The organism is Streptomyces sp. NPDC048383 (assembly GCF_040651775.1).
Taxonomy (GTDB): Bacteria; Actinomycetota; Actinomycetes; order Streptomycetales; family Streptomycetaceae; genus Streptomyces.
Genome location: NZ_JBEZKS010000004.1, coordinates 60,314 through 81,203 on the forward strand (window position 1 = coordinate 60,314; position 20,890 = coordinate 81,203).

The 20,890-nt window shown below is 72.1% G+C and carries 22 protein-coding genes and 1 pseudogene; 21 read left to right on the top strand and 2 right to left on the bottom strand.

Features of this window, described 5'->3' with window-relative positions; all coding sequences use genetic code 11:
• Positions 1 to 16 precede the first annotated feature (16 nt).
• Positions 17 to 1,870, top strand: a complete 1,854-nt coding sequence (gene ftsH, locus AB0D46_RS05110) for an ATP-dependent zinc metalloprotease FtsH (RefSeq protein WP_362875978.1) — start codon at positions 17 to 19, stop codon at positions 1,868 to 1,870.
• A 78-nt stretch (positions 1,871 to 1,948) separates the two neighbouring features.
• On the opposite strand, the gene AB0D46_RS05115 is transcribed toward ftsH, so the two are convergent.
• A complete protein-coding gene (locus AB0D46_RS05115) occupies positions 1,949 to 2,629 on the bottom strand; it encodes a methyltransferase type 11 (protein ID WP_362875889.1) in 681 nt (226 codons plus the stop codon).
• 131 nt (positions 2,630 to 2,760) lie between these two features.
• Between AB0D46_RS05115 and proS the strand changes: the two genes are divergently transcribed.
• From proS to AB0D46_RS05205, 18 genes and pseudogenes are all read left to right on the top strand, one after another.
• Positions 2,761 to 4,173 carry a proline--tRNA ligase gene (gene proS, locus AB0D46_RS05120; RefSeq protein ID WP_362875890.1) on the top strand — a complete coding sequence of 471 codons (1,413 nt, stop codon included), beginning with the start codon at positions 2,761 to 2,763 and terminating at the stop codon, positions 4,171 to 4,173.
• Between the two features lie 204 nt (positions 4,174 to 4,377).
• Complete coding sequence (locus tag AB0D46_RS05125) at positions 4,378 to 4,977, top strand: hypothetical protein (protein WP_281206313.1); 600 nt, start codon at positions 4,378 to 4,380, stop codon at positions 4,975 to 4,977.
• A gap of 205 nt (positions 4,978 to 5,182) precedes the next feature.
• Positions 5,183 to 5,623, top strand: coding sequence for a 30S ribosomal protein S16 (gene rpsP / locus AB0D46_RS05130; RefSeq protein WP_362875891.1), 441 nt, complete (start codon positions 5,183 to 5,185; stop codon positions 5,621 to 5,623).
• Between the two features lie 2 nt (positions 5,624 to 5,625).
• Positions 5,626 to 5,865, top strand: a complete 240-nt coding sequence (locus tag AB0D46_RS05135) for an RNA-binding protein (protein WP_362875892.1) — start codon at positions 5,626 to 5,628, stop codon at positions 5,863 to 5,865.
• Positions 5,866 to 6,031: 166 nt separating this feature from the next.
• Entirely contained in the window at positions 6,032 to 6,640 is a 609-nt protein-coding gene (gene rimM, locus AB0D46_RS05140) for a ribosome maturation factor RimM (RefSeq protein ID WP_362875893.1), read from the top strand.
• Positions 6,640 to 7,461, top strand: coding sequence for a tRNA (guanosine(37)-N1)-methyltransferase TrmD (trmD, locus tag AB0D46_RS05145; protein WP_362875894.1), 822 nt, complete (start codon positions 6,640 to 6,642; stop codon positions 7,459 to 7,461). Before rimM ends, trmD begins: the two co-directional genes overlap by 1 nt.
• A 133-nt stretch (positions 7,462 to 7,594) precedes the next feature.
• Positions 7,595 to 7,945: a 50S ribosomal protein L19 gene (gene rplS, locus AB0D46_RS05150; RefSeq protein ID WP_079429989.1), complete on the top strand. Its 351-nt coding sequence runs from the start codon at positions 7,595 to 7,597 to the stop codon at positions 7,943 to 7,945.
• 44 nt (positions 7,946 to 7,989) lie between these two features.
• Positions 7,990 to 8,742 (top strand): signal peptidase I, encoded by a 753-nt coding sequence (gene lepB / locus AB0D46_RS05155; RefSeq protein WP_362875895.1) that lies wholly within the window; start codon positions 7,990 to 7,992, stop codon positions 8,740 to 8,742.
• A gap of 187 nt (positions 8,743 to 8,929) precedes the next feature.
• Positions 8,930 to 9,917: pseudogene (gene lepB / locus AB0D46_RS05160) on the top strand (signal peptidase I); the annotation flags it as partial.
• Complete coding sequence (gene lepB, locus AB0D46_RS05165; protein ID WP_362875896.1) at positions 9,889 to 10,785, top strand: signal peptidase I; 897 nt, start codon at positions 9,889 to 9,891, stop codon at positions 10,783 to 10,785. The pseudogene lepB (AB0D46_RS05160) and the gene lepB (AB0D46_RS05165), both read left to right, overlap by 29 nt.
• A gap of 44 nt (positions 10,786 to 10,829) precedes the next feature.
• A complete protein-coding gene (lepB, locus tag AB0D46_RS05170; RefSeq protein ID WP_362875897.1) occupies positions 10,830 to 11,612 on the top strand; it encodes a signal peptidase I in 783 nt (260 codons plus the stop codon).
• A complete protein-coding gene (locus tag AB0D46_RS05175; protein ID WP_362875898.1) occupies positions 11,602 to 12,135 on the top strand; it encodes an NUDIX hydrolase in 534 nt (177 codons plus the stop codon). The genes lepB (AB0D46_RS05170) and AB0D46_RS05175 overlap by 11 nt, the downstream gene beginning before the upstream one ends.
• Positions 12,136 to 12,190: 55 nt before the next feature.
• Entirely contained in the window at positions 12,191 to 12,499 is a 309-nt protein-coding gene (locus AB0D46_RS05180) for a DUF2469 domain-containing protein (RefSeq protein ID WP_008745401.1), read from the top strand.
• Positions 12,500 to 12,684: 185 nt separating this feature from the next.
• Positions 12,685 to 13,056, top strand: a complete 372-nt coding sequence (locus tag AB0D46_RS05185) for a YraN family protein (RefSeq protein ID WP_362875899.1) — start codon at positions 12,685 to 12,687, stop codon at positions 13,054 to 13,056.
• Positions 13,056 to 14,681, top strand: coding sequence for a YifB family Mg chelatase-like AAA ATPase (locus AB0D46_RS05190; protein WP_362875900.1), 1,626 nt, complete (start codon positions 13,056 to 13,058; stop codon positions 14,679 to 14,681). The genes AB0D46_RS05185 and AB0D46_RS05190 overlap by 1 nt, the downstream gene beginning before the upstream one ends.
• 110 nt (positions 14,682 to 14,791) lie before the next feature.
• The gene (gene dprA / locus AB0D46_RS05195; RefSeq protein ID WP_362875979.1) at positions 14,792 to 16,009 is read left to right on the top strand and encodes a DNA-processing protein DprA; all 1,218 of its coding nucleotides are present in this window, start codon (positions 14,792 to 14,794) and stop codon (positions 16,007 to 16,009) included.
• A gap of 209 nt (positions 16,010 to 16,218) precedes the next feature.
• Complete coding sequence (gene whiG / locus AB0D46_RS05200) at positions 16,219 to 17,055, top strand: RNA polymerase sigma factor WhiG (RefSeq protein ID WP_362875901.1); 837 nt, start codon at positions 16,219 to 16,221, stop codon at positions 17,053 to 17,055.
• A 71-nt stretch (positions 17,056 to 17,126) separates the two neighbouring features.
• Positions 17,127 to 17,684: a helix-turn-helix domain-containing protein gene (locus tag AB0D46_RS05205; RefSeq protein WP_362875980.1), complete on the top strand. Its 558-nt coding sequence runs from the start codon at positions 17,127 to 17,129 to the stop codon at positions 17,682 to 17,684.
• A gap of 65 nt (positions 17,685 to 17,749) precedes the next feature.
• Here the strand turns inward: AB0D46_RS05205 and AB0D46_RS05210 are convergent, their stop codons facing one another.
• A complete protein-coding gene (locus AB0D46_RS05210; protein ID WP_362875902.1) occupies positions 17,750 to 18,628 on the bottom strand; it encodes a M23 family metallopeptidase in 879 nt (292 codons plus the stop codon).
• Between the two features lie 251 nt (positions 18,629 to 18,879).
• Here AB0D46_RS05210 and rpsB point away from each other — a divergent pair, with 251 nt between their 5' ends.
• Both rpsB and tsf read left to right on the top strand, forming a co-directional pair.
• A complete protein-coding gene (gene rpsB / locus AB0D46_RS05215) occupies positions 18,880 to 19,839 on the top strand; it encodes a 30S ribosomal protein S2 (RefSeq protein ID WP_362875903.1) in 960 nt (319 codons plus the stop codon).
• A 135-nt stretch (positions 19,840 to 19,974) separates the two neighbouring features.
• Complete coding sequence (gene tsf / locus AB0D46_RS05220) at positions 19,975 to 20,811, top strand: translation elongation factor Ts (RefSeq protein ID WP_362875904.1); 837 nt, start codon at positions 19,975 to 19,977, stop codon at positions 20,809 to 20,811.
• The last annotated feature ends 79 nt before the right edge of the window (positions 20,812 to 20,890 follow it).

Below are 20,890 nucleotides of genomic sequence, written 5' to 3' on the forward strand. Positions count from 1 at the left end.
GCCGCCCCGCAAGAAGATGCCCGGCGGCTGGCGCGGACTGGTCCTGGCCGCCCTGATCGTCTACCTCATCACCAACCTCGTCCTGTCGTTCTTCAACGAGGGCGACGAACCAGTCATCTCCTACACGGAGTTCAGCAAGCAGGTCACCAACGGCAACGTCTCGAAGATCTACTCCAAGGGCGACGCCATCCAGGGCGAACTCAAGGCGAAACAGCCCCTGCCCGACGGGGACGAGGGCGACTACACCAAGTTCGTCACGCAGCGCCCCGCCTTCGCCGACGACGCCCTCTGGGCCGACCTCACCCGACAGAACGTCACCGTCACCGCCTCACCCGTCGTCGTCCAGCGCAGCTTCCTCGCCAACCTGCTGATCTCCCTCGCCCCGATGCTCCTGCTGGTCCTGCTGTGGGTGCTCATCGCCCGCAGGATGGGAGCGGCCATGGGCGGGGCGGGCCGACTCGGCCGCAAGGCCCCGCCCAAACCGGTGGAACTGGAAGGCACGCAGCGCACCACCTTCGAGGACGTGGCCGGCATCGACGAGGTCGAGGGCGAACTCAACGACGTCGTCGACTTCCTCAAGAACCCCCAGCAGTACCGCCGGATGGGCGCCCGGATGCCCGGCGGCGTCCTGCTCTCCGGCCCTCCCGGCACCGGCAAGACCCTGCTGGCCCGGGCGGTCGCGGGCGAGGCCGGCGTGCCCTTCTTCTCCGCCTCCGCCTCCGAGTTCATCGAGATGATCGTCGGGGTCGGCGCCTCCCGGGTCCGTGAACTCTTCGCCGAGGCCCGCAAGGTGGCCCCCGCGATCATCTTCATCGACGAGATCGACACCATCGGTCGGGCCCGGGGCGCGGGCGCGGGCACGGGCGGCCACGACGAGCGCGAGCAGACCCTGAACCAGATCCTCACCGAGATGGACGGCTTCTCCGGCTCCGAGGGCGTCGTCGTCCTCGCCGCCACCAACCGCGCCGACGTCCTCGACCCCGCCCTGACCCGCCCCGGCCGCTTCGACCGGACCGTGGTCGTCTCCCCGCCCGACCGCCGGGGCCGCGAGGCCATCCTGCGCATCCACACCCGGGACATCCCGCTCGCCCCGGACGTGGACCTCGACCGGGTGGCCCGCAGCACCCCGGGCATGACGGGCGCCGAACTGGCCAACCTCGCCAACGAGGGCGCCCTGCTCGCCGTCAAACGCGGACAGGACGCGGTGACCCGCGCCGACCTGTCCGACGCCCTGGAGAAGGTCCAGCTGGGCGCCGAGCGCTCCCTGGTCATGCCGGAGGAGGAACGCCGCCGCACGGCCTACCACGAGAGCGGGCACGCCCTGTTGGGCATGCTCCAGCCGGGCGCCGACCCCGTACGCAAGATCACCATCGTTCCCCGCGGCCGTGCGCTCGGCGTCACCCTCTCCACCCCGGACGCCGACCGCTACGCGTACACCGAGAAGTACCTGCGCGGCCGGATCATCGGCGCCCTCGGCGGCATGGCGGCCGAGCACGTCGTCTACGAGGTCATCACCACGGGCTCGGAGAGCGACCTCGAACAGGTCACCAACATCGCCCGCGGCATGGCCGGCCGCTGGGGCATGAGCGAGCGCGTCGGCCGACTCACCGCCATCCCCTCCGACGGCCAGAGCCCCTACGGACTCGCCGCCGCCCCGGCCACCCTCGACGCGGTCGACCACGAGATGCGGCGGATCGTCGACGAGTGCTACGCGGACGCCTGCCGGCTGCTGCGCGAGCACCGCCCGCAGCTCGACGACCTCGCCCGGGCCCTGCTGGCCGCCGAAACCCTCGACGAGGCGGCCGCGTACGCGGCCGCCGGCATCCCCCGCCTCACCAAGGACCACGACCCGGCCGACGCGGCGGACTGACCGGATCCGTCAGTCCGCCGCGCCGCCCGCGCCCGGTCCGCCCACCCCGCCGCGGGAGGCGGAACCGGGCCGGGCGCGTTAGGCCACCCGGGCGACGACGTACCGGAAGATGTTCGGCAGCCAGACGGCGCCGTCGCCCCGCTCGAAGGGGTGAAGCGCCTCCGACAGCTCCTTCTCCGCGAGCGCCGGATCGGCCGCGCCGTCGTAGAGCCCCGTGGACAGCAGGCCGCGCACGGCGCTGTCCACGTCCGCGTACCCGAAGGGGCAGAACACCCGCCCCGAACCGTCCGGAACCAGCCCGGCCCCCGCCGTCATCGTGTCCAGGTCCCGCCCCACCGGACCGCCGCCCAGCACCGCCGGCACCGTGCACCGCTCCGGCGGACCCCAGTCGGCCAGCACCACGGCCCCGCCCCGCCGCACCCCGGGGAGGGCCGAGGCCAGCGCCCCCGGGGACGGCGAGAAGGCCAGCAGGACGTCCCACGGCCGTTCCTCGGGCGCCGGGGGATCCGCCACCACCTCCAGCAGTCGTTCCCGGGCCAGCGCCCGGCGGGCCGGATCCGCCTCCACGCCCGTGGCCGCGGCACCCCGCCCCGCGGCCAACAGCAGGGGCAGCCCCGCCCCACAGCCGAGGCCCAGCAGCCGGTCACCCGGCCCGACCTCCAGCCGGTCGTAGACCGCCTCGTAGAGCGGTACCAGCATCCGTTCCTGGATCTCGGCCCAGTCCCGGGCGACGAGCGTCGCCGTCGGCGTCGGTGTCATCGAAAGAGCGCTCCTGATTCCGTATCGCCCCCTTGCCCCCGTTGCCAGGGAACTCCCCATTCGCCCCCGCGTCCAGAGGAGCGCGCCACCCGATTCACGCTCGGCGCGCGCGGCGCCGTACCATTCGCGCCATGGCAAAGGCACCCGTTCTCACCCCGCAGGCGGAGGATTTCCCCCGCTGGTACCAGGATCTGATCAACAAGGCCGAGCTGGCCGACAACGGTCCGGTCCGCGGCACCATGGTCATCCGACCGTACGGCTACGGCCTGTGGGAGCGGATGCAGCAGGAGATGGACGCGCGGATCAAGGACGCGGGCGCCCAGAACGCGTACTTCCCGCTCTTCATCCCCCAGTCCTACCTGACGAGGGAAGCGGAGCACGTCGAGGGCTTCGCCCCCGAGCTCGCGGTCGTCACGCACGGCGGCGGCAAGGAGCTGGACGAGCCGGTCGTCGTCCGGCCCACCTCCGAGACGATCATCAACGACTACTTCTCCAAGTGGGTCCAGAGCTACCGCGACCTGCCCCTGCTGATCAACCAGTGGGCCAACGTGGTCCGCTGGGAGATGCGCCCGCGCGTGTTCCTCCGTACGAGCGAGTTCCTCTGGCAGGAGGGCCACACGGCCCACGCCACCTACGAGGACGCCCGCGACTACGCGGCGCGGATCCACACGGACGTCTACGGCGACTTCATGAAGAACGTCCTCGGCATCGACGTCGTCCTCGGCCGCAAGACCGCCAAGGAGCGCTTCGCCGGAGCCATCAACACCCTCACCCTCGAAGGCATGATGGGTGACGGCAAGGCCCTCCAGCTGGGCACCAGCCACGAGCTGGGCACCAACTTCGCCAAGGCCTTCAACACGCAGTACCTGTCGAAGGAAGGCAAGCAGGAGCTCGTCTGGCAGACCTCCTGGGGCGTGTCGACCCGCATGGTCGGCGGCCTGATCATGTCCCACGGCGACGACAACGGCCTGCGGGTCCCGCCGCGCCTCGCGCACGTCCAGGTCGTCGTCATGGCGATCAAGGGCGACGAGGCCGTGGCCAAGGTCCGCGAGCTGGGCGCCCAGCTCAAGGCCGCCGGACTGCGGGTGTTCGTCGACGACCGCGTCGACACCCCCTTCGGCCGCCGCGCCGTGGACTGGGAGCTCAAGGGCGTACCGGTCCGCATCGAGATCGGCCCCCGCGACCTGGAGGCCGGCACCGCGATGCTGGCCCGCCGCATCCCCGGCGGCAAGACCCCGGTGCAGATCGACGCCATCGCCGACCTGCTGCCCAAGGTGCTGGACGAGGACCAGGCGCAGCTGCTGCGCGAGTCCCGCGAGCGCCGCGAGTCCCGTACGTCGGACGTCGCGACCATCGAAGAGGCCGCCGAGGCCGCCATCGCCGGTGGCTGGGCGCGCATCCCGTGGGCAGACCTGGGCCCCGAGGGCGAGGCCAAGCTGGCCGAACAGGCCGTCTCCGTACGCTGCCTGATCGCCCCGGACGGGTCGGTTCCGGCGACGGACGACGCCCCGGGAACGCTCGCCATCGTCGCGCGCTCGTACTGAGTTCCCGGGCCACGCCCCCGGTGTGCGGCTACGGCCGCGCACCGGGGGCGTGGCCGTTGTCGGTACTCCTTACGTACCGACTCCTCCTGAGATCGGCGCACCCGTCCTCCTCCGGACGCATGAGGCTGAACTGACTGGTACGTGCAAAAAATTTGGAATGGCCCGGAATCGGAACACCGGGGCCCCCCGGCTCGTTGTCACGACGTGAGCACGACACCACCTGTTCTCGCCGCAGAGCTGGCGCAGGCGTGGGCCGACATTCAGCGGTACCACCCCGAGCTGCCTGACCTTGCCGCGCCCGAGTCCCTGATCGGAGAGTCCTCGTCCGCCTGCGGCGCCGAGCTCTCCTTCGAGCGACTGCTGCACGAGGCAGTCCACGGCATCGCAGCCGCCCGCGGAGTCCGGGACACCTCCCGGGCCGGCCGCTACCACAACCGCAGATTCCTCGCGATCGCCGAGGAGATGGGGCTGGACCACTCCGAGGAGCCGCACGCCAGCAGCGGCTTCTCCCTGGTCTCGCTCAATCCCGAGGCGAAGAAGCGCTACCGCCCCACCATCGAGCGGCTCCAGCGCGCCCTCAAGGCGCACACGGTCGCCACCGCGGCCGACACCAAGCGCAGCTTCCGCGGCCCTGCCGCCCGGCACGGCTCCTCCGGCGGCGGCGTCCGGGTCAAGGCGGTCTGCGACTGCGGGCGCAACGTGCGCGTGGTCCCTTCCGTACTGGCCCAGGCGCCGATCGTGTGCGGCGGCTGCATGAAGCCCTTCCGCATCCCGGACGTGGTGGTCACCGCGGCCGCCTCGTAGCGGCCCCGGACGGTTCCGGGTGAGGTCGGCGCGCCTCTCGCGGGCGAGCGCGCCGCAGGCGTATGGCACAATGGCTAGCTGTACTCGACAGTCGCATAGGACCCCTCTCTCCTCCGGCTGACGCGTCCATCGGGCACCCGAGTACCGCAACCCCACGTGGCATCTCATGTGCCCAACCACGTCAAGTTCAGGAGACACCACTCCAGTGGCAGTCAAGATCAAGCTCAAGCGCCTCGGCAAGATTCGCCAGCCGCACTACCGCATCGTCGTCGCCGACGCCCGTACCCGTCGGGACGGTCGCGCGATCGAAGAGATCGGTATCTACCACCCGACGTACAACCCGTCGCGCATCGAGGTCAACGCCGAGCGTGCGCAGTACTGGCTGTCGGTCGGCGCCCAGCCCACCGAGGCTGTGCTCGCCATCCTGAAGCTGACCGGTGACTGGCAGGCGCACAAGGGCCTCCCGGCCCCCGCGCCGCTGCTGCAGCCGGAGACCAAGGAAAGCAAGCGTCGCACCTTCGACGAGTTCGCCAAGGCCCTTGAGGGCATCGGCGAGACCAAGGGCGAGGCCATCACGCAGAAGGCCAAGAAGGCCGACAAGAAGGCGGACGAAGGTGAGGCCGCCGCCGAGTCGACCGAGGCCTGATCATGCTCGAGGAGGCTCTTGAGCACCTCGTGAAGGGCATTGTGGACAACCCCGACGAAGTGCAGGTCGCCTCGCGCGACCTGCGTCGCGGGCAGGTGCTCGAGGTCCGGGTCCACCCGGATGACCTCGGAAAGGTGATCGGCCGCAACGGCCGCACCGCACGTGCCCTGCGTACTGTCGTGGGCGCCATCGGCGGACGGGGCATCCGCGTCGACCTCATCGACGTGGACCAGGTCCGCTGAGCAGTTGAACCACCGGCACGGGCCGGGGAGGGCGTTCGTCGCCCACCCCGGCCCGAGTCGTTTCCGCCCCCGGGTGGAGCCACCATTGACCCGAGAAGCCACGACGGAGAGGTACACCTCCGCGGGAGCGGCGGCGGGTCGGCCGCGCAAGGGAGAAGGACACACAGTGGAGCTGGTAGTCGCGCGGATCGGCCGCGCCCACGGGATCAAGGGTGAGGTCACCGTCGAGGTACGGACCGACGAGCCCGAACTGCGGCTCGGGCCGGGCGCCGTCCTGCGCACCGATCCGGCGTCGGCGGGTCCGCTGACCATCGAGACGGGCCGGGTGCACAGCGGCCGGCTCCTCCTGCGCTTCGCCGGAGTCAAGGACCGCACCGGCGCCGAGGCGCTGCGCAACATCCTCCTCATCGCCGAGGTCGACCCGGCGGAACTGCCGGAGGAGCCCGACGAGTACTACGACCACCAGCTGATGGACCTGGACGTGGTCCTCGCCGACGGCACCCCGATCGGCCGCATCACCGAGATCTCCCACCTGCCCTCGCAGGACCTCTTCATCGTCGAGCGCCCCGACGGCACCGAGGTGATGATCCCCTTCGTCGAGGAGATCGTCGCCGAGATCGACCTGGAGGAGCAGCGCTGCGTCATCACCCCGCCGCCCGGGCTGATCGACGACCGCGCCGAGGTCGCTTCCGCGCGCGACGCCGAGACGACCGGTGCCGAAGCCACCGACGCCACCGCCACCGCCACCGGCACCGACGCCGAGGGCGCTGCCTGATGCGGCTGGACGTCGTCACGATCTTCCCCGAGTACCTCGAACCGCTGAACGTCTCCCTCGTCGGCAAGGCGCGGGCCCGCGGGCAGCTCGACGTACACGTTCACGACCTGCGGGAATGGACGTACGACCGGCACAACACGGTCGACGACACCCCGTACGGCGGCGGACCCGGCATGGTCATGAAGACCGACCCGTGGGGTGAGGCCCTCGACGCGGCCCTCGCCGACGGCTACGAGTCCGGCGCGCACGGCCCGGTGCTGGTCGTCCCCACCCCCAGCGGCCGGCCCTTCACCCAGGAACTGGCCGTCGAGCTGTCCGAGCGCCCCTGGCTGATCTTCACACCGGCCCGGTACGAGGGCATCGACCGCCGCGTCATGGACGAGTACGCGACGCGCATGCCGGTCTACGAGGTCTCCATCGGCGACTACGTCCTGGCGGGCGGCGAGGCCGCCGTCCTGGTCGTGACCGAGGCCGTGGCCCGACTGCTGCCCGGAGTGCTGGGCAACGCCGAATCGCACCGTGACGACTCCTTCGCGCCCGGCGGGATGGCCAACCTGCTGGAAGGTCCCGTCTACACCAAGCCGCCGCGGTGGCGCGGGCGCGGCATCCCCGAGGTGCTGCTCAGCGGCCACCACGGGAAGATCGCCCGCTGGCGCCGGGACGAGGCGTTCCGCCGTACCGCGCGCAACCGCCCCGACCTGATCGAGCGCTGCGAGGCCTCCGCCTTCGACAAGAAGGACCGCGAGATCCTGAGCATCCTGGGCTGGAAGCCGACCGCCGACGGCCGATTTTGGCGCAGGCCCGCCGCCGTGGAAGAATAGGCGGCTGTTGTGTGCTCACGGGCGCCCCTGCCACAGGGGGACCGTCGTCCGGGACGCGACACGACTCCCGAATTCTCTACGGAAATCCGCACCGGCGACCTGTGGCGTCGTGCGAAGAAAGCAGACGAACTCCATGTCCCACCTGCTCGATGGCGTCAACTCCGCCTCGCTGCGCACCGACGTCCCGGCCTTCCGCCCCGGTGACACGATCAACGTGCACGTCCGCGTGATCGAGGGCAACCGCTCCCGTATCCAGCAGTTCAAGGGTGTGGTCATCCGCCGCCAGGGTTCTGGCGTCTCCGAGACCTTCACCGTCCGCAAGGTCTCCTTCAGCGTCGGCGTGGAGCGCACCTTCCCGGTCCACTCCCCGATCTTCGAGAAGATCGAGCTCGTCACCCGTGGTGACGTGCGTCGCGCCAAGCTGTACTTCCTCCGTGAGCTCCGCGGCAAGGCCGCGAAGATCAAGGAGAAGCGCGACCGCTGATCTCCTCTCCGGATCCAGTGGGCGGCCGGATAGGCTCGCCTGCGATGGACACCGAAGCAGAGCTCACACAGCGCGGCCGCTCCGCCCCCGAGAAGGGGGCGGAGGGGCCGCGTTCTGCGTTTTCCGCGCGGTCGGTGGGTTCCGTGTTCTCCGGCGCCCCGGGTTGGCGGCGGGTCGGGGCGCTCGGCGCGGTCTGCGCCGTCTTCCTGCTGCTGTTCGCGAACTTCGTCGTCCAGCCCTTCCTGATCCCGAGCCACTCGATGGAACCGACCCTGCGGGTCGGCGACCGCCTGCTGGTGAACAAGTTGGCGTACCGGTTCGGCGACGAGCCGCGGCGGGGGGACGTGGTGGTCTTCGACGGCACCGGGTCCTTCGTGCGGGAACGCGCCGCGGGCAACCCGGTCGGCGAGGCCCTGCGCGGCGCCGGATCGGCGCTCGGGCTGGCCCGGCCCCGCGACACCGACTTCGTGAAGCGGGTCGTGGGCATCGGCGGGGACGACGTGGTGTGCTGCGACGCGGGGGGCCGGATCCAGGTCAACGGGGTCGCGCTGGACGAGCCGTACCTCTTTCCCGGTGACACCCCCTCGAAGGTGCCCTTCCGGATCGTCGTTCCCCTGGGCACCCTGTGGGTGATGGGTGACCACCGGTCCCAGTCCCGGGACTCGCGCGACCACCTCGGTGAGCCGGGCGGGGGGATGGTGCCGGTGGAGAAGGTGATCGGGCGGGCCGACTGGATCGGCTGGCCGGTATCGCGCTGGGGTTCCGTGACGGGTGCGGACGGTGGCCCGCGTGGGTAGTCGAGGGCGCCCGAAGGGCGGGCGCACGCCGAGATCCGGATCGCAGGGCGGCTCCGGGAGCACCTCCGGGCGGCCGGCCCGCAAGCGGAAGCCGCCGTCCGGGCGGACGGACTTCGGGGCGTGGCCCGGCATCGGCATGGACGCGGACGCCGCGGCCCGGCCGGGCGCGGATCCGGGTCGGAGCGGGGTGAAGGACAGGGGTTCGGCGGTCGGCTCCGGTCAGGAACCGGACTCCGGGCCCGCGGCGGGTGAGGGTGGCAGCAGGGCCGAGCGGCGTCGGGTGGCGCGCCGGGTCCGGCGGCGCCGGCGTACCCGGCGGGTGGGCGAGCTGCCGCTGCTGGTGGTGGTCGCGCTGTGCATCGCCCTGGTGCTCAAGACGTTCCTGGTGCAGGCCTTCTTCATCCCCTCCGGTTCGATGGAACAGACGATCCGGATCGGCGACCGCGTCCTCGTGGACAAGTTGACGCCCTGGTTCGGCTCCCAGGTCGAGCGCGGGGACGTCGTCGTCTTCGAGGACCCGGGCGGCTGGCTCAAGGGCGAGGCGGCCCGACCGGCCGAGGACCCGGCCGGGATCAAGCAGATCAAGGAGACCCTGACCTTCATCGGCCTGCTCCCCTCCGCCGACGAGCAGGACCTGATCAAGCGGGTCATCGGAGTCGGCGGCGACACCGTGAAGTGCTGCGACGACCGGGGTCGCGTGACCGTCAACGGAGCGCCGCTCGATGAGCCGTACGTGTCACCCGGCAACGCCCCCTCGGAGATCCGCTTCGACGTGGAGGTGCCGGCCGGGCGGCTGTTCGTGATGGGCGACCACCGGGCGAACTCGGCCGACTCCCGGTTCCACCTGGACGAGGCCTTCGAAGGCACCATCGACGAGGAGAAGGTGGTCGGGGAGGCCGTGGTGATCGCCTGGCCCTTCGACCACTGGCGCAGGCTGGAGCAGCCGGCGACCTTCCTGACCGTGCCCGACCAGGCCCGGCGGGGGCGTCGGCGCGGGCCGGGCGGGCGCCGTGGGGGCACCCCGTTCGCATAGTGTGTCCTTGGTCTCCCGCGCCTTAGGGAACTCCCGCTCGTTAAGGGAGGGGAGGGCCCGTTCTCCCTTGGGAGCGGGCTGCGATTCTCGATTGAGGAGTGGATGTGGGGGATGTGGCGGTAGGCGCACGATCCGGACGCGATGAGGGCGAGGAGCGGCCGGACGACGCCGTCGAGCGCGAGGCCGAGGAGGACGCCGCCGAGGAGAGCCCGCAGCGTTCCTTCTGGAAGGAGCTGCCGCTCCTGATCGGTATCGCCCTGCTGCTGGCCCTGTTGATCAAGACCTTCCTGGTGCAGGCGTTCTCGATCCCGTCCGACTCGATGCAGAACACGCTGCAGCGGGGCGACCGGGTGCTGGTCGACAAGTTGACCCCGTGGTTCGGCTCGGAGCCCGAGCGCGGCGAGGTCGTCGTCTTCCACGACCCCGCGGACTGGCTGTCCGACCAGCCGACCCCGGAGCCGAACATCGCGCAGAAGGCCCTCAGTTGGATCGGCCTCATGCCGTCCGCCGAGGAGAAGGACCTGATCAAGCGGACCATCGCCATCGGCGGGGACACGGTCTCGTGCAAGAAGGGGGGACCGGTCGTCGTCAACGGCAAGGAGCTCGACGAGCCGTACATCTTCCCCGGCAACACCCCGTGCGACGACGCCCCGTTCGGCCCGATCACCGTGCCCAAGGGCAAGATCTGGGTCATGGGTGACCACCGGCAGAACTCCCGGGACTCCCGCTACCACATGCAGGATTCCACCCAGGGCTTCGTGCCGGTCGACAAGGTCGTCGGGCGTGCCGTGGTCGTCGCGTGGCCGGTCACCCGCTGGTCCACGCTGCCGGTCCCGAAGACCTTCGACCAGCCGGGCATCGGCAACCAGGCCGCGGCGACCGCGCTCGGCCTCGGGGCCGCCGGACTGGCGCCCGTCGGGCTCGGCCCGGCCGCCCTCGGGCTCGCCGGCGCCGTACCGCTCGTCATGTGGCGCAGGCGGAGGCTGACCGACGGTCGTACCGCCCGGTAGGGTGCCGCCCAGGTCGACGATCTCCGAGGTGTGGGGGCGCTGCAATGGGCGGAACGCAGGCGAGCGGTACACGTATACGTGGTGGCAAGGATGGCCGCGGCGGTCTCGGCAGCACACTGTCGGGACTGGCCGTGGCCATCGGTTTTGTGCTCTTCCTCGGTGGTTTCGTCTGGGGCGCGCTCGTGTACCAGCCGTACACGGTGCCGACGGACTCGATGGTCCCGACGGTCAATCCCGGGAACCGGGTGCTCGCGCAGCGGATCGACGGCGCCGAGGTGCGGCGCGGGGACGTGGTCGTCTTCCGGGACGCCATGTGGAGCGACTCGCCCATGGTCAAGAGGGTCGTCGCGGTCGGCGGCGACACCGTCTCCTGCTGCGGCAAGGGCGGCCGGCTGACCGTGAACGGCAAGGAGCTGGACGAGACCTACCTGGCTCCCGCGCGGAACGACGCGGCGGCCGCGGCCGCCGGGGCGGCCTCCGGGACGCCGTTCGAGGTGAAGGTGCCCGAGGGCAACCTCTTCCTGCTGGGGGACCGGCGGGGGGCCTCGCTGGACTCCCGGGCCCACCTGACGGAGGCCGGGCAGGGCACCGCTCCCCGGTCGACGGTGACGGCCCGGGTCGACGCGCTGGCGTGGCCGTCGATGAAGATGCTGGACCCGGCCCGGACCTACGCCGACCTGCCCGGCGGCATCTCGCGGCCGGGGCCGCTGCTGCTCCAGGTGACGGCGGTGGTGGCCGGAGCGGCGCTGGTGCTGCTGGGAGCCGCGTACGGGCCGCTCGCGCGGCTCCTGGGGCGCGGCCGGCGGGAGCGTGCCGGTGGCCGCTGACGGCGCCGGCAGCGGGACGGAGCCGGTCGCGGGGGAGGGGCGGGAGCCCCGGAAGGTGTCGCGGGTGATCCTGCTGGATCCGGCGGACCGGATCCTGCTGCTCCACGGCTTCGAACCGACGGACCCCGCCGACGACTGGTGGTTCACCCCCGGCGGCGGCCTGGAGGGCGCCGAGACCCGGGAGGAGGCCGCGCTGCGGGAGCTGGCCGAGGAGACCGGGATCACCGAGGTGGACCTGGGCCCGGTGCTGTGGCGCCGCTACTGCGCCTTCCCCTTCGACGGGCGGCGCTGGGAGCAGGACGAGTGGTACTTCCTCGCCCGCACCACCCGGACCGAGACGGTGATGGCCGGCCTCACCGAACTGGAACGGCGCAGCGTCTCCGGAGCGCGGTGGTGGACCTCCGAGGAACTGCTGGCGGCGCGTGAGACGGTGTACCCGACCAGACTCGCCGAGCTGCTCCGCACACTGCTCGACGACGGCCCTCCGGACGCTCCGGTGGTCCTGACCCCGGAAATCGTTTAGGGGCGCGGGGCGCCGGCGCACAATAGGGGGACGCACGGCTGAAGGGGAACATGCCATGAGTGCCGAGGACCTCGAGAAGTACGAGACCGAGATGGAGCTGAAGCTCTATCGGGAGTACCGCGACGTCGTCGGGCTGTTCAAGTACGTGATCGAAACCGAACGTCGGTTCTACCTCACCAACGACTACGAGATGCAGGTGCATTCGGTCCAGGGCGAGGTCTTCTTCGAGGTGTCGATGGCGGACGCCTGGGTCTGGGACATGTACCGACCGGCCCGCTTCGTCAAGCAGGTCAGGGTGCTGACCTTCAAGGACGTGAACATCGAAGAGCTGAACAAGACCGACCTGGAACTGCCGGGGGGCTGATCCGGCGGCCGGCCGATCCGGGGGCCGATCGATCCGGGGGCTCCGTTACGGGGCCCCGGTTTTTTCTTGGGGCGGGGCCGGTTCACGCGGGAGAGTGAGGGGGTTTTCCACAATCGCCCGGCTGTCCACCAAGATCCACACGGTGGGCGGGAACGCGGGATCTTCGGTGCCGGAGGTGGTGCCGGATGAACGCGAAGGGCGTGGCACAGCAGGCATTGGGGCGGTACGGGGAGGACCTCGCCGCACGGGCGCTGACCCGGGCGGGGCTGATCGTGATCGCGCGGAACTGGCGCTGCCGGGGCGGCGAGGTCGACATCGTCGCGCGGGACGGGGACGCCCTCGTCGTGTGCGAGGTCAAGACGCGGCGCGTGGGGAACTTCGAACATCCCCTGGCCGCCGTTCGGGCGGCCAAGGCCGCCCGACTGCGCCGGCTCGCCGAGCGATGGCTGGCCGACCACGGGGGGCCGCCGCCCGGCGGAGTACGGATCGACCTGGTCGCCGTCCTGCTGCCACAGCGCGGTGCGCCCGTGGTGGAGCACGTGCGGGGGGTGGCCTGATGGGGTTCGCCCGGGCCTGCTCCGTGGCGCTCGTCGGGGTCGAGGGCGTGGTCGTGGAGGTCCAGGCCGACCTGGAGCCGGGGGTGGCGGCGTTCACGCTCGTGGGCCTCCCCGACAAGACGCTGGTGGAGAGCCGGGACCGGGTGCGGGCCGCCGTGGTCAACTCCGGCGCCCAGTGGCCGCAGAAGAAGCTCACCGTCGGGCTCAGCCCGGCGTCCGTGCCGAAGGCCGGCGCCCATTTCGACCTGGCCGTCGCGGTGGCCGTCCTGGGCGCCGCCGAGGTGATCGACCCCGCCGTGATCGCCGACCTCGTCCTCATCGGCGAGCTGGGCCTCGACGGTCGGGTCCGCCCCGTCCGCGGGATCCTGCCGGCGGTGCTCGCCGCCGCCGAGGCCGGGTACCGGCAAGTGGTGGTGCCGCAACAGTGCGCCGCCGAGGCCTGTCTCGTGCCGGACGTGTCGGTGCTGGGCGTGCGCAGCCTGCGGCAACTGATCGCGGTGCTGACCGACGGGGAAGTGCCCGACGAGGAGCCGCCCGAACGGGCGGGGCGACCCGACGCCATGCTCGCGGGCCTCGTCCTCCCGGGCGCCGGGCTCGGTACGGGCCTCTCCCGCACCGGCGGCGACACCGGGGACCACCCGGACCTCGCCGACGTCGCCGGGCAGCACGGAGCCCGCCGAGCCCTGGAAGTGGCGGCCGCCGGGGGCCACCACCTGTTCCTGAGCGGGCCCCCGGGCGCCGGGAAGACGATGCTGGCCGAGCGGATCCCCTGGGTCATCCCGCCCCTCACCCGGCAGGACTCGTTGGAGGTGACCGCCGTCCACTCGGTCGCGGGCATCCTGCCGCCCGGGGAACCCCTCGTCGGCAGGGCCCCGTACTGCGCGCCGCACCACTCCGCGACCATGCAGTCCCTCGTCGGCGGCGGGGCCGGGATCCCCCGGCCCGGGGCGGTGTCCCTGGCCCACCGGGGCGTGCTGTTCCTCGACGAGGCCGCCGAGTTCAGCACCAAGGCCCTGGACGCCCTGCGCCAGCCCCTGGAGGCGGGGCACGTGGTCATCGCCAGGGCCGCCGGAGTCGTACGGCTGCCGGCCAGGTTCCTGCTGGTGCTCGCGGCCAACCCCTGTCCCTGCGGGCGGCACACGGCGCTCGGGTCCGGCTGCGAATGCCCCGCCTCGGTGGTGCGGCGCTACCAGGCCCGGCTCTCCGGACCCCTGCTCGACCGGGTGGACCTGCGGGTCCGGGTCGAGCCGGTCACCCGCTCCGACCTCCTCGGCCGGGGCGGCAGGGGCGAGAGCAGCGCGGCCGTCGGCGACCGGGTCAGGGAGGCCCGTGAGCGGGCCGCCGGCCGGCTCGCCGAGACGCCGTGGAAGCTCAACAGCGAAGTCCCCGGGCACGAGTTGCGCACCCGTTGGCCCGCCGGACCGGACGCCCTCGCGGCGGCCGAGCGGGACATGGAACGCGGGCTGCTCACCGCCCGGGGGCTGGACCGGGTGCTGCGGGTCGCCTGGACCGTGGCCGACCTGCGGGGCCGGGACCGGCCCGACGCGCTGGACGTGGCCGCCGCGCTGGAGCTGCGCACCGGGATCCCCCGTGGCGCGGTACTCGCCGCGGAGGTGGCGTCGTGAGCGCCGACGGGCGGGAGGGGGGCCGGGGGACGGGCGGGCTGCGCGGGCCTGACGGGCTGCACGGGCCTGACGGGCCTGACGGGCTGCGCGGGCCGAACGGGCCCGACGAGTTGGACGGGCTCCCCGGCCCGGGCGGGTCGAACGGGCTCCCCGGGCCGGATGGGCCGGACGCCGAACGGCTGGCCCGGGCCGCGCTGACCCGGGTCCTGGAGCCCGGGGACGAGCGCGGCGGGCGCTGGCTCCGGGACCGGGGCGCCGTCGGGCTGATGCGACTGCTGACCGGCCCGGGGCCGCAGGCCGCCGTCCTGACGGGAGCCGGACCGGAGCGGCTCGCGGGATACCGCAGACGGGCCGCCGCCGCCGATCCCCGGCGGGATCTCGCGCAGGCCGCGGCGGCCGACTGCAGGTTCGTCTGCCCGGGCTCCCCGGAGTGGCCGACCCAACTCGACGACCTGGGCGACGCGCGGCCCGTGGGCCTGTGGCTGCGCGGCAGGCCCAACCTACGGACCTGGGCCCTGCGTTCGGTCGCCGTCGTCGGAGCCCGCGCATGCACCCCGTACGGGGCGCACATGGCGCAGAACCTGGCGGCGGGACTCGCCGAACGGGGCTGGGTCGTGGTGTCCGGCGCGGCGTACGGCATCGACGCCGCTGCCCACAGGGGCGCGCTCGCCGCGGGCGGAGCCACGGCGGCGGTACTGGCCTGCGGGGTGGACGTGGCCTACCCGCGCGGACATGCCGAGTTGCTCGGGCGGATCTCCGGCCAAGGGCTCGTCCTCGGCGAACTGCCGCCGGGCAGCCATCCCACGCCGAGCAGGTTCGTGCTGCGCAACCGGGTCATCGCCGCCCTCACCCGGGGCACCGTCGTCGTGGAGGCGGCGCACCGCAGCGGCTCCCTGGTCACGGCCCGGCGGGCCCAACAACTCGGCCGCCTGACCATGGGCGTCCCCGGCCCCGCGACCAGCGGACTGTCGGGCGGGGTGCACGAACTCCTGCGCGGTGAGGCCCTGCTGGTGACGGACGCCGCCGAGGTCGTCGAACTGGTCGGAGCCATCGGGGAACTGGCGCCCGAGCGACGCGGCCCGGTGTTCGCCCGCGACCTCCTGGACCGCGACACCGCACGGGTGCTCGAAGCCCTGCCCGCCGGCCGGCCCGCGGACCTCGACGCGATCTCTCTCGCCGCGGGCACCGGCACCGATGAAGTCATCGGCAGACTGTACGAACTTCACTCCCTGGGGTTCGTCGAACGGCAGGGCGACGCATGGCAGTTGACCAGGCGTAGGCCGGGAGCGGGGGTGCAATCGGAAGCCACCCGGCGAGGCGGTCGTTGACCTGGGGCGTTCCGGTGAAAGAGTGACGGCGATGAGAGACGCGGTCTTCCCGGTGCCAGCCGCCGGGGCCGAGCGCAGGGCGCCGGTCCCGGGCCGCCCGCGCGAGTCCGGGCGCCCATACGGCCCCGCGTCATCCCGTACTCTTCGCGCACCGCGACACTTCCGTCACGCTACGCTCCCAAGGAATCCCGCTCCGGCAAAGGCGAAGCATGCCCCAGCACACCTCAGGGTCCGACCGCGCCGCTGTGCCCCCCGCTGCTCGTGGCAGCGTGCGGTCCACCGCGCCCTCGTCCCTGGAGGTCCTCTGGCGCTCATACAAGGACTCGGGTGACGAGCGGCTGCGGGAGCAGCTGATCCTGCACTACTCGCCGCTGGTGAAGTACGTGGCGGGCCGGGTCAGCGTGGGCCTGCCGCCCAACGTGGAGCAGGCAGACTTCGTCTCCTCCGGGGTCTTCGGCCTGATCGACGCCATCGAGAAGTTCGACATCGAGCGTTCCATCAAGTTCGAGACGTACGCGATCACCCGGATCCGCGGCGCGATGATCGACGAACTGCGGGCACTGGACTGGATCCCGCGCTCCGTGCGGCAGAAGGCGCGGGCCGTGGAGCGCGCGTACGCCACGCTGGAGGCCCAGTTGCGGCGCACCCCCTCCGAGGGTGAGGTCGCGGCGGAGATGGGCATCGCGGTGGAGGAACTCCACACGGTGTTCAGCCAGTTGTCGCTGGCCAACGTGGTGGCCCTGGAGGAGTTGCTGCACGTCGGGGGCGAGGGCGGTGACCGGCTCTCCCTGATGGACACCCTGGAGGACCACGCCGCCGACAACCCGGTGGCGGTGGCCGAGGACCGGGAGCTGCGGCGGTTGCTCGCCCGCGCCATCAACACCCTGCCCGAGCGGGAGAAGACGGTGGTGACCCTCTACTACTACGAGGGCCTCACCCTCGCCGAGATCGGCAACGTCCTGGGCGTCACCGAGAGCCGGGTCAGCCAGATCCACACCAAATCGGTCCTCCAGCTGCGCGCGAAGCTGGCCGATGTCGGCCGCTGAGCCGAACAGCCCGTGATGACCCCTCGGAACCTCCGTAGAGTGGTCACGTGCCCAGGATTCGAGCGGCCTCCGTGGCCGAGCACCGGTCGATGCAGCGCGGCGCCCTCTTGGACGCCGCTCGCTCCCTGCTGTCCGAAGGCGGGACGGAAGCGCTGACCTTCCCCGCCCTCGCGGAACGCACCGGCCTCGCCCGGTCCTCCGTGTACGAGTACTTCCGGTCGCGCGCGGCGGTCGTCGAAGAGTTGTGCGCCGTGGACTTCCCCGTCTGGGCGGCCGAGATCGAGGCCGCGATGGAGTCGGCGCAGACGCCGGAGGCGAAGATCGAGGCGTACGTGCGCAGCCAGCTGGGGTTGGTCGGGGACCGGCGGCACCGGGCGGTGGTGGCGATCTCCGCGAGCGAGCTCGACGCGGGCGCGCGCGAGAAGATCCGTGCCGCACACGGCGGCCTGGTGGCGATGATCGTGGAGGCCCTGGCGGCGCTGGGGCAGAGCGAGCCGCGACTGGCCGCGATGCTGTTGCAGGGCGTCGTCGACGCGGCGGTGCGTCGTATCGAACTCGGCGCCGCGGAGGACCCGGTCGTGGTCACCGAAGCCGCCGTCGCCATGGCCCTCCGCGGCGTCCGCGGCTGAGGTCCCGGACCGGCTCGCGCCCGGGTCGGCGGCCCTTGAGCCGCCGGCCGGCGCGGAGCTCCCACTCATGGCCCCGCTCCGTCGACCCAAGGCGAGCCCCCGCCCCGATGGTTCGCCGTGGCGAGTTCCCGCCCGCCGTTGCGGGCGGGGCCGGCTTCCCGTGCCGGCCGAAGGCGACCGCGCCCCCTGCCACGGCCCGCGAGCGGTCGCCGGCGTGCCGGGTCACGACGGGTCCCGTCTGCCGGTGCCCGTGCAGGTGCAGGTGCAGGTGCAGGTGAGGCGTCGGCTCCGAGCTGTCCGGCAGGTTCGTCGGGAGAGGCACCGTTCGCCGTGTCCTCGCTGGAGCGCGGGGCGGTGCGCGGTGGTGACGCGGGCGGGTCGGGCGGCTCCGCCGGGTCGGTCGGGAGGAGGCGGGGGGTGGGGCGGGGGAGCAGCGTGAGCGGGTTGCGGTAGAGGTCCTCGCCCGCGAGCAGGCCCCAGTGGAGGCACGGGGTCGTGCAGTGGGAGCCCGCGGTGAGGACAGCCACGACCTGGCCCGCTTCCACCGTCTCGCCCTCCGCGACCAGCGGCCGGACCGGCTCGTAGGTGGTGCGCAGGCCGCCCGGAAGGGTCAGCGAGAGCACCCCGCGGCCGGCCACCGGCCCCGCGTGGTGGACCCGACCCGGACCGACGGCGCGCACCCGCGTACCCACCGGAGCGGACAGGTCGACGCCCCGGTGCCCGGCCGCGTACGGGGTCGGCGGCGGATCCCACCAGCGCGCCACGGACAGCGGCGGCGGTAACGGCCGTCCGCCCGGGGCCGGCGCCCCGGGCGGCGGGCCGACCCCGGGCGCCCGGGACACCGGCGCCGCCCGAAGGGGTGTCGGCGGGGGCCCGTTCCCCGTAGTCAGGGGCAGGGGGGTCAGGGTCAGGGTCAGGAGCAGGGTGAGCAGCAGTTTCGGCATGTCGCCCAGCGTCCCGCCTCCCCGGTCCCGGACCGGCGGGCCTGTGGACGGCCGGCGGAGTGTGGACAACGGCGTCACCCGGCATACCGGTGGGTCCCGTACACTTCTTGTGGCGATCCGGGTCACCGGGTCGACTTCGCACGCCCCAGCACCGACCCCTGGCAGGTCGGGTGAAAGCGCCTCTCGGTCCCTTTTCGGGGCAGGGCGCGTCGGGGCGTCAGGAACCAAACCGAGAAACCAAGGAGATGGCCATGGCCGTCGTAACGATGCGGGAGCTGCTGGAAAGCGGCGTCCACTTCGGTCACCAGACCCGTCGCTGGAACCCGAAGATGAAGCGCTTCATCTTCACGGAGCGCAACGGCATCTACATCATCGACCTGCTCCAGTCGCTGTCGTACATCGACCGCGCCTACGAGTTCGTGAAGGAGACCGTCGCGCACGGTGGCTCCGTCATGTTCGTCGGTACGAAGAAGCAGGCCCAGGAGGCCATCGCCGAGCAGGCGACCCGCGTGGGCATGCCGTACGTCAACCAGCGGTGGCTCGGTGGCATGCTCACCAACTTCTCCACCGTCTACAAGCGCCTCCAGCGTCTGAAGGAGCTTGAGGGCATCGACTTCGAGGACGTCGCCGCCTCGGGTCTCACCAAGAAGGAGCTCCTGGTCCTCTCTCGCGAGAAGATCAAGCTGGAGAAGACCCTCGGTGGTATCCGCGAGATGTCGAAGGTCCCCAGCGCCGTCTGGATCGTCGACACCAAGAAGGAGCACATCGCCGTCGGTGAGGCGCGCAAGCTCCACATCCCGGTCGTCGCGATCCTCGACACCAACTGCGACCCCGACGAGGTCGACTACAAGATCCCGGGCAACGACGACGCGATCCGCTCCGTCACCCTGCTCACCCGCGTGATCGCCGACGCCGTCGCCGAGGGCCTCATCGCCCGCTCCGGTGCCGCCACCGGTGACTCGAAGCCGGGCGAGAAGGCCGCTGCTGAGCCGCTCGCCGAGTGGGAGCGCGACCTGCTCGAGGGCGAGAAGAAGGCCGACGACGCCGAGGCCCCCGCCGCTGAGGCCGTCGCTGCCGACGCCCCCGAGGCCGACGCTCCCGCTGCCGACGCTCCCGAGGCCGAGGTCGCCGTCGAGGCTGCTGACGAGGCCCCCGCGCCCGAGGCCGAGGCCGTCGTCGAGGCTCCGGCCGCCGACGCCGAGCAGGCCTGACCCTCTGAGAGAGCCCGGCGTTCATCCGCCGGGCACTCGCAGCACGGACGATGACGGCGGGGGAGCCGCGCCACGAGCGCGACTCCTCCGCCGTTCACCCGTTGATCCACGACTTCGAGAGAGAATCACAGACTCATGGCGAACTACACCGCCGCTGACGTCAAGAAGCTCCGCGAGCTCACCGGCGCCGGCATGCTGGACTGCAAGAACGCGCTCGTCGAGGCCGACGGTGACGTCACCAAGGCCAACGAGATCCTGCGCGTCAAGGGCCTGAAGGGTGTCGCCAAGCGCGAGGGCCGTTCCGCCGAGAACGGTGCCGTCACCTCCCTGATCGCCGCCGACGCCACCTCGGGTGTGCTCGTCGAGCTCAAGTGCGAGACCGACTTCGTGGCCAAGAGCCCGAAGTTCCTGGCCGTCGCCGACCAGCTCGCCGCCCACGTCGCCGCCATCAAGCCGGCGGACATCGAGGCGCTGCTGGCGTCCGAGATCGAGGCCGGCAAGACCGTCCAGGCGTTCGTGGACGAGGCCAACGCCAACCTCGGCGAGAAGATCGTCCTGGACCGCTTCGCGTCGTACGAGGGCGCCTTCGTGGCCTCGTACATGCACCGCACCATGCCCGACCTGCCCCCGCAGATCGGTGTCCTGGTCGAGCTGGACAAGGCCGACGCCGAACTGGCCAAGGGCATCGCCCAGCACATCGCCGCGTTCGCGCCGAAGTACCTGACCGCCGACGAGGTTCCGGCCGACGTCGTCGAGTCCGAGCGCCGCGTCGCCGAAGAGGTCACCCGCGCCGAGGGCAAGCCCGAGGCCGCGATCGCCAAGATCGTCGAGGGTCGCGTCAACGGCTTCTTCAAGGACGTCACGCTCCTCGGCCAGCCGTACGCGCTGGACAACAAGAAGTCCGTCCAGAAGGTTCTGGACGAGGCCGGTGTCACCCTGAAGCGCTTCGCGCGCATCAAGGTCGGCATCTGAGTCCGTCCGTACGCGACGGACACCGGACCCCGGTAGGGTCTGAAGCAGTCGTCCGCGCACGCGCGAGACGACCGCAGAT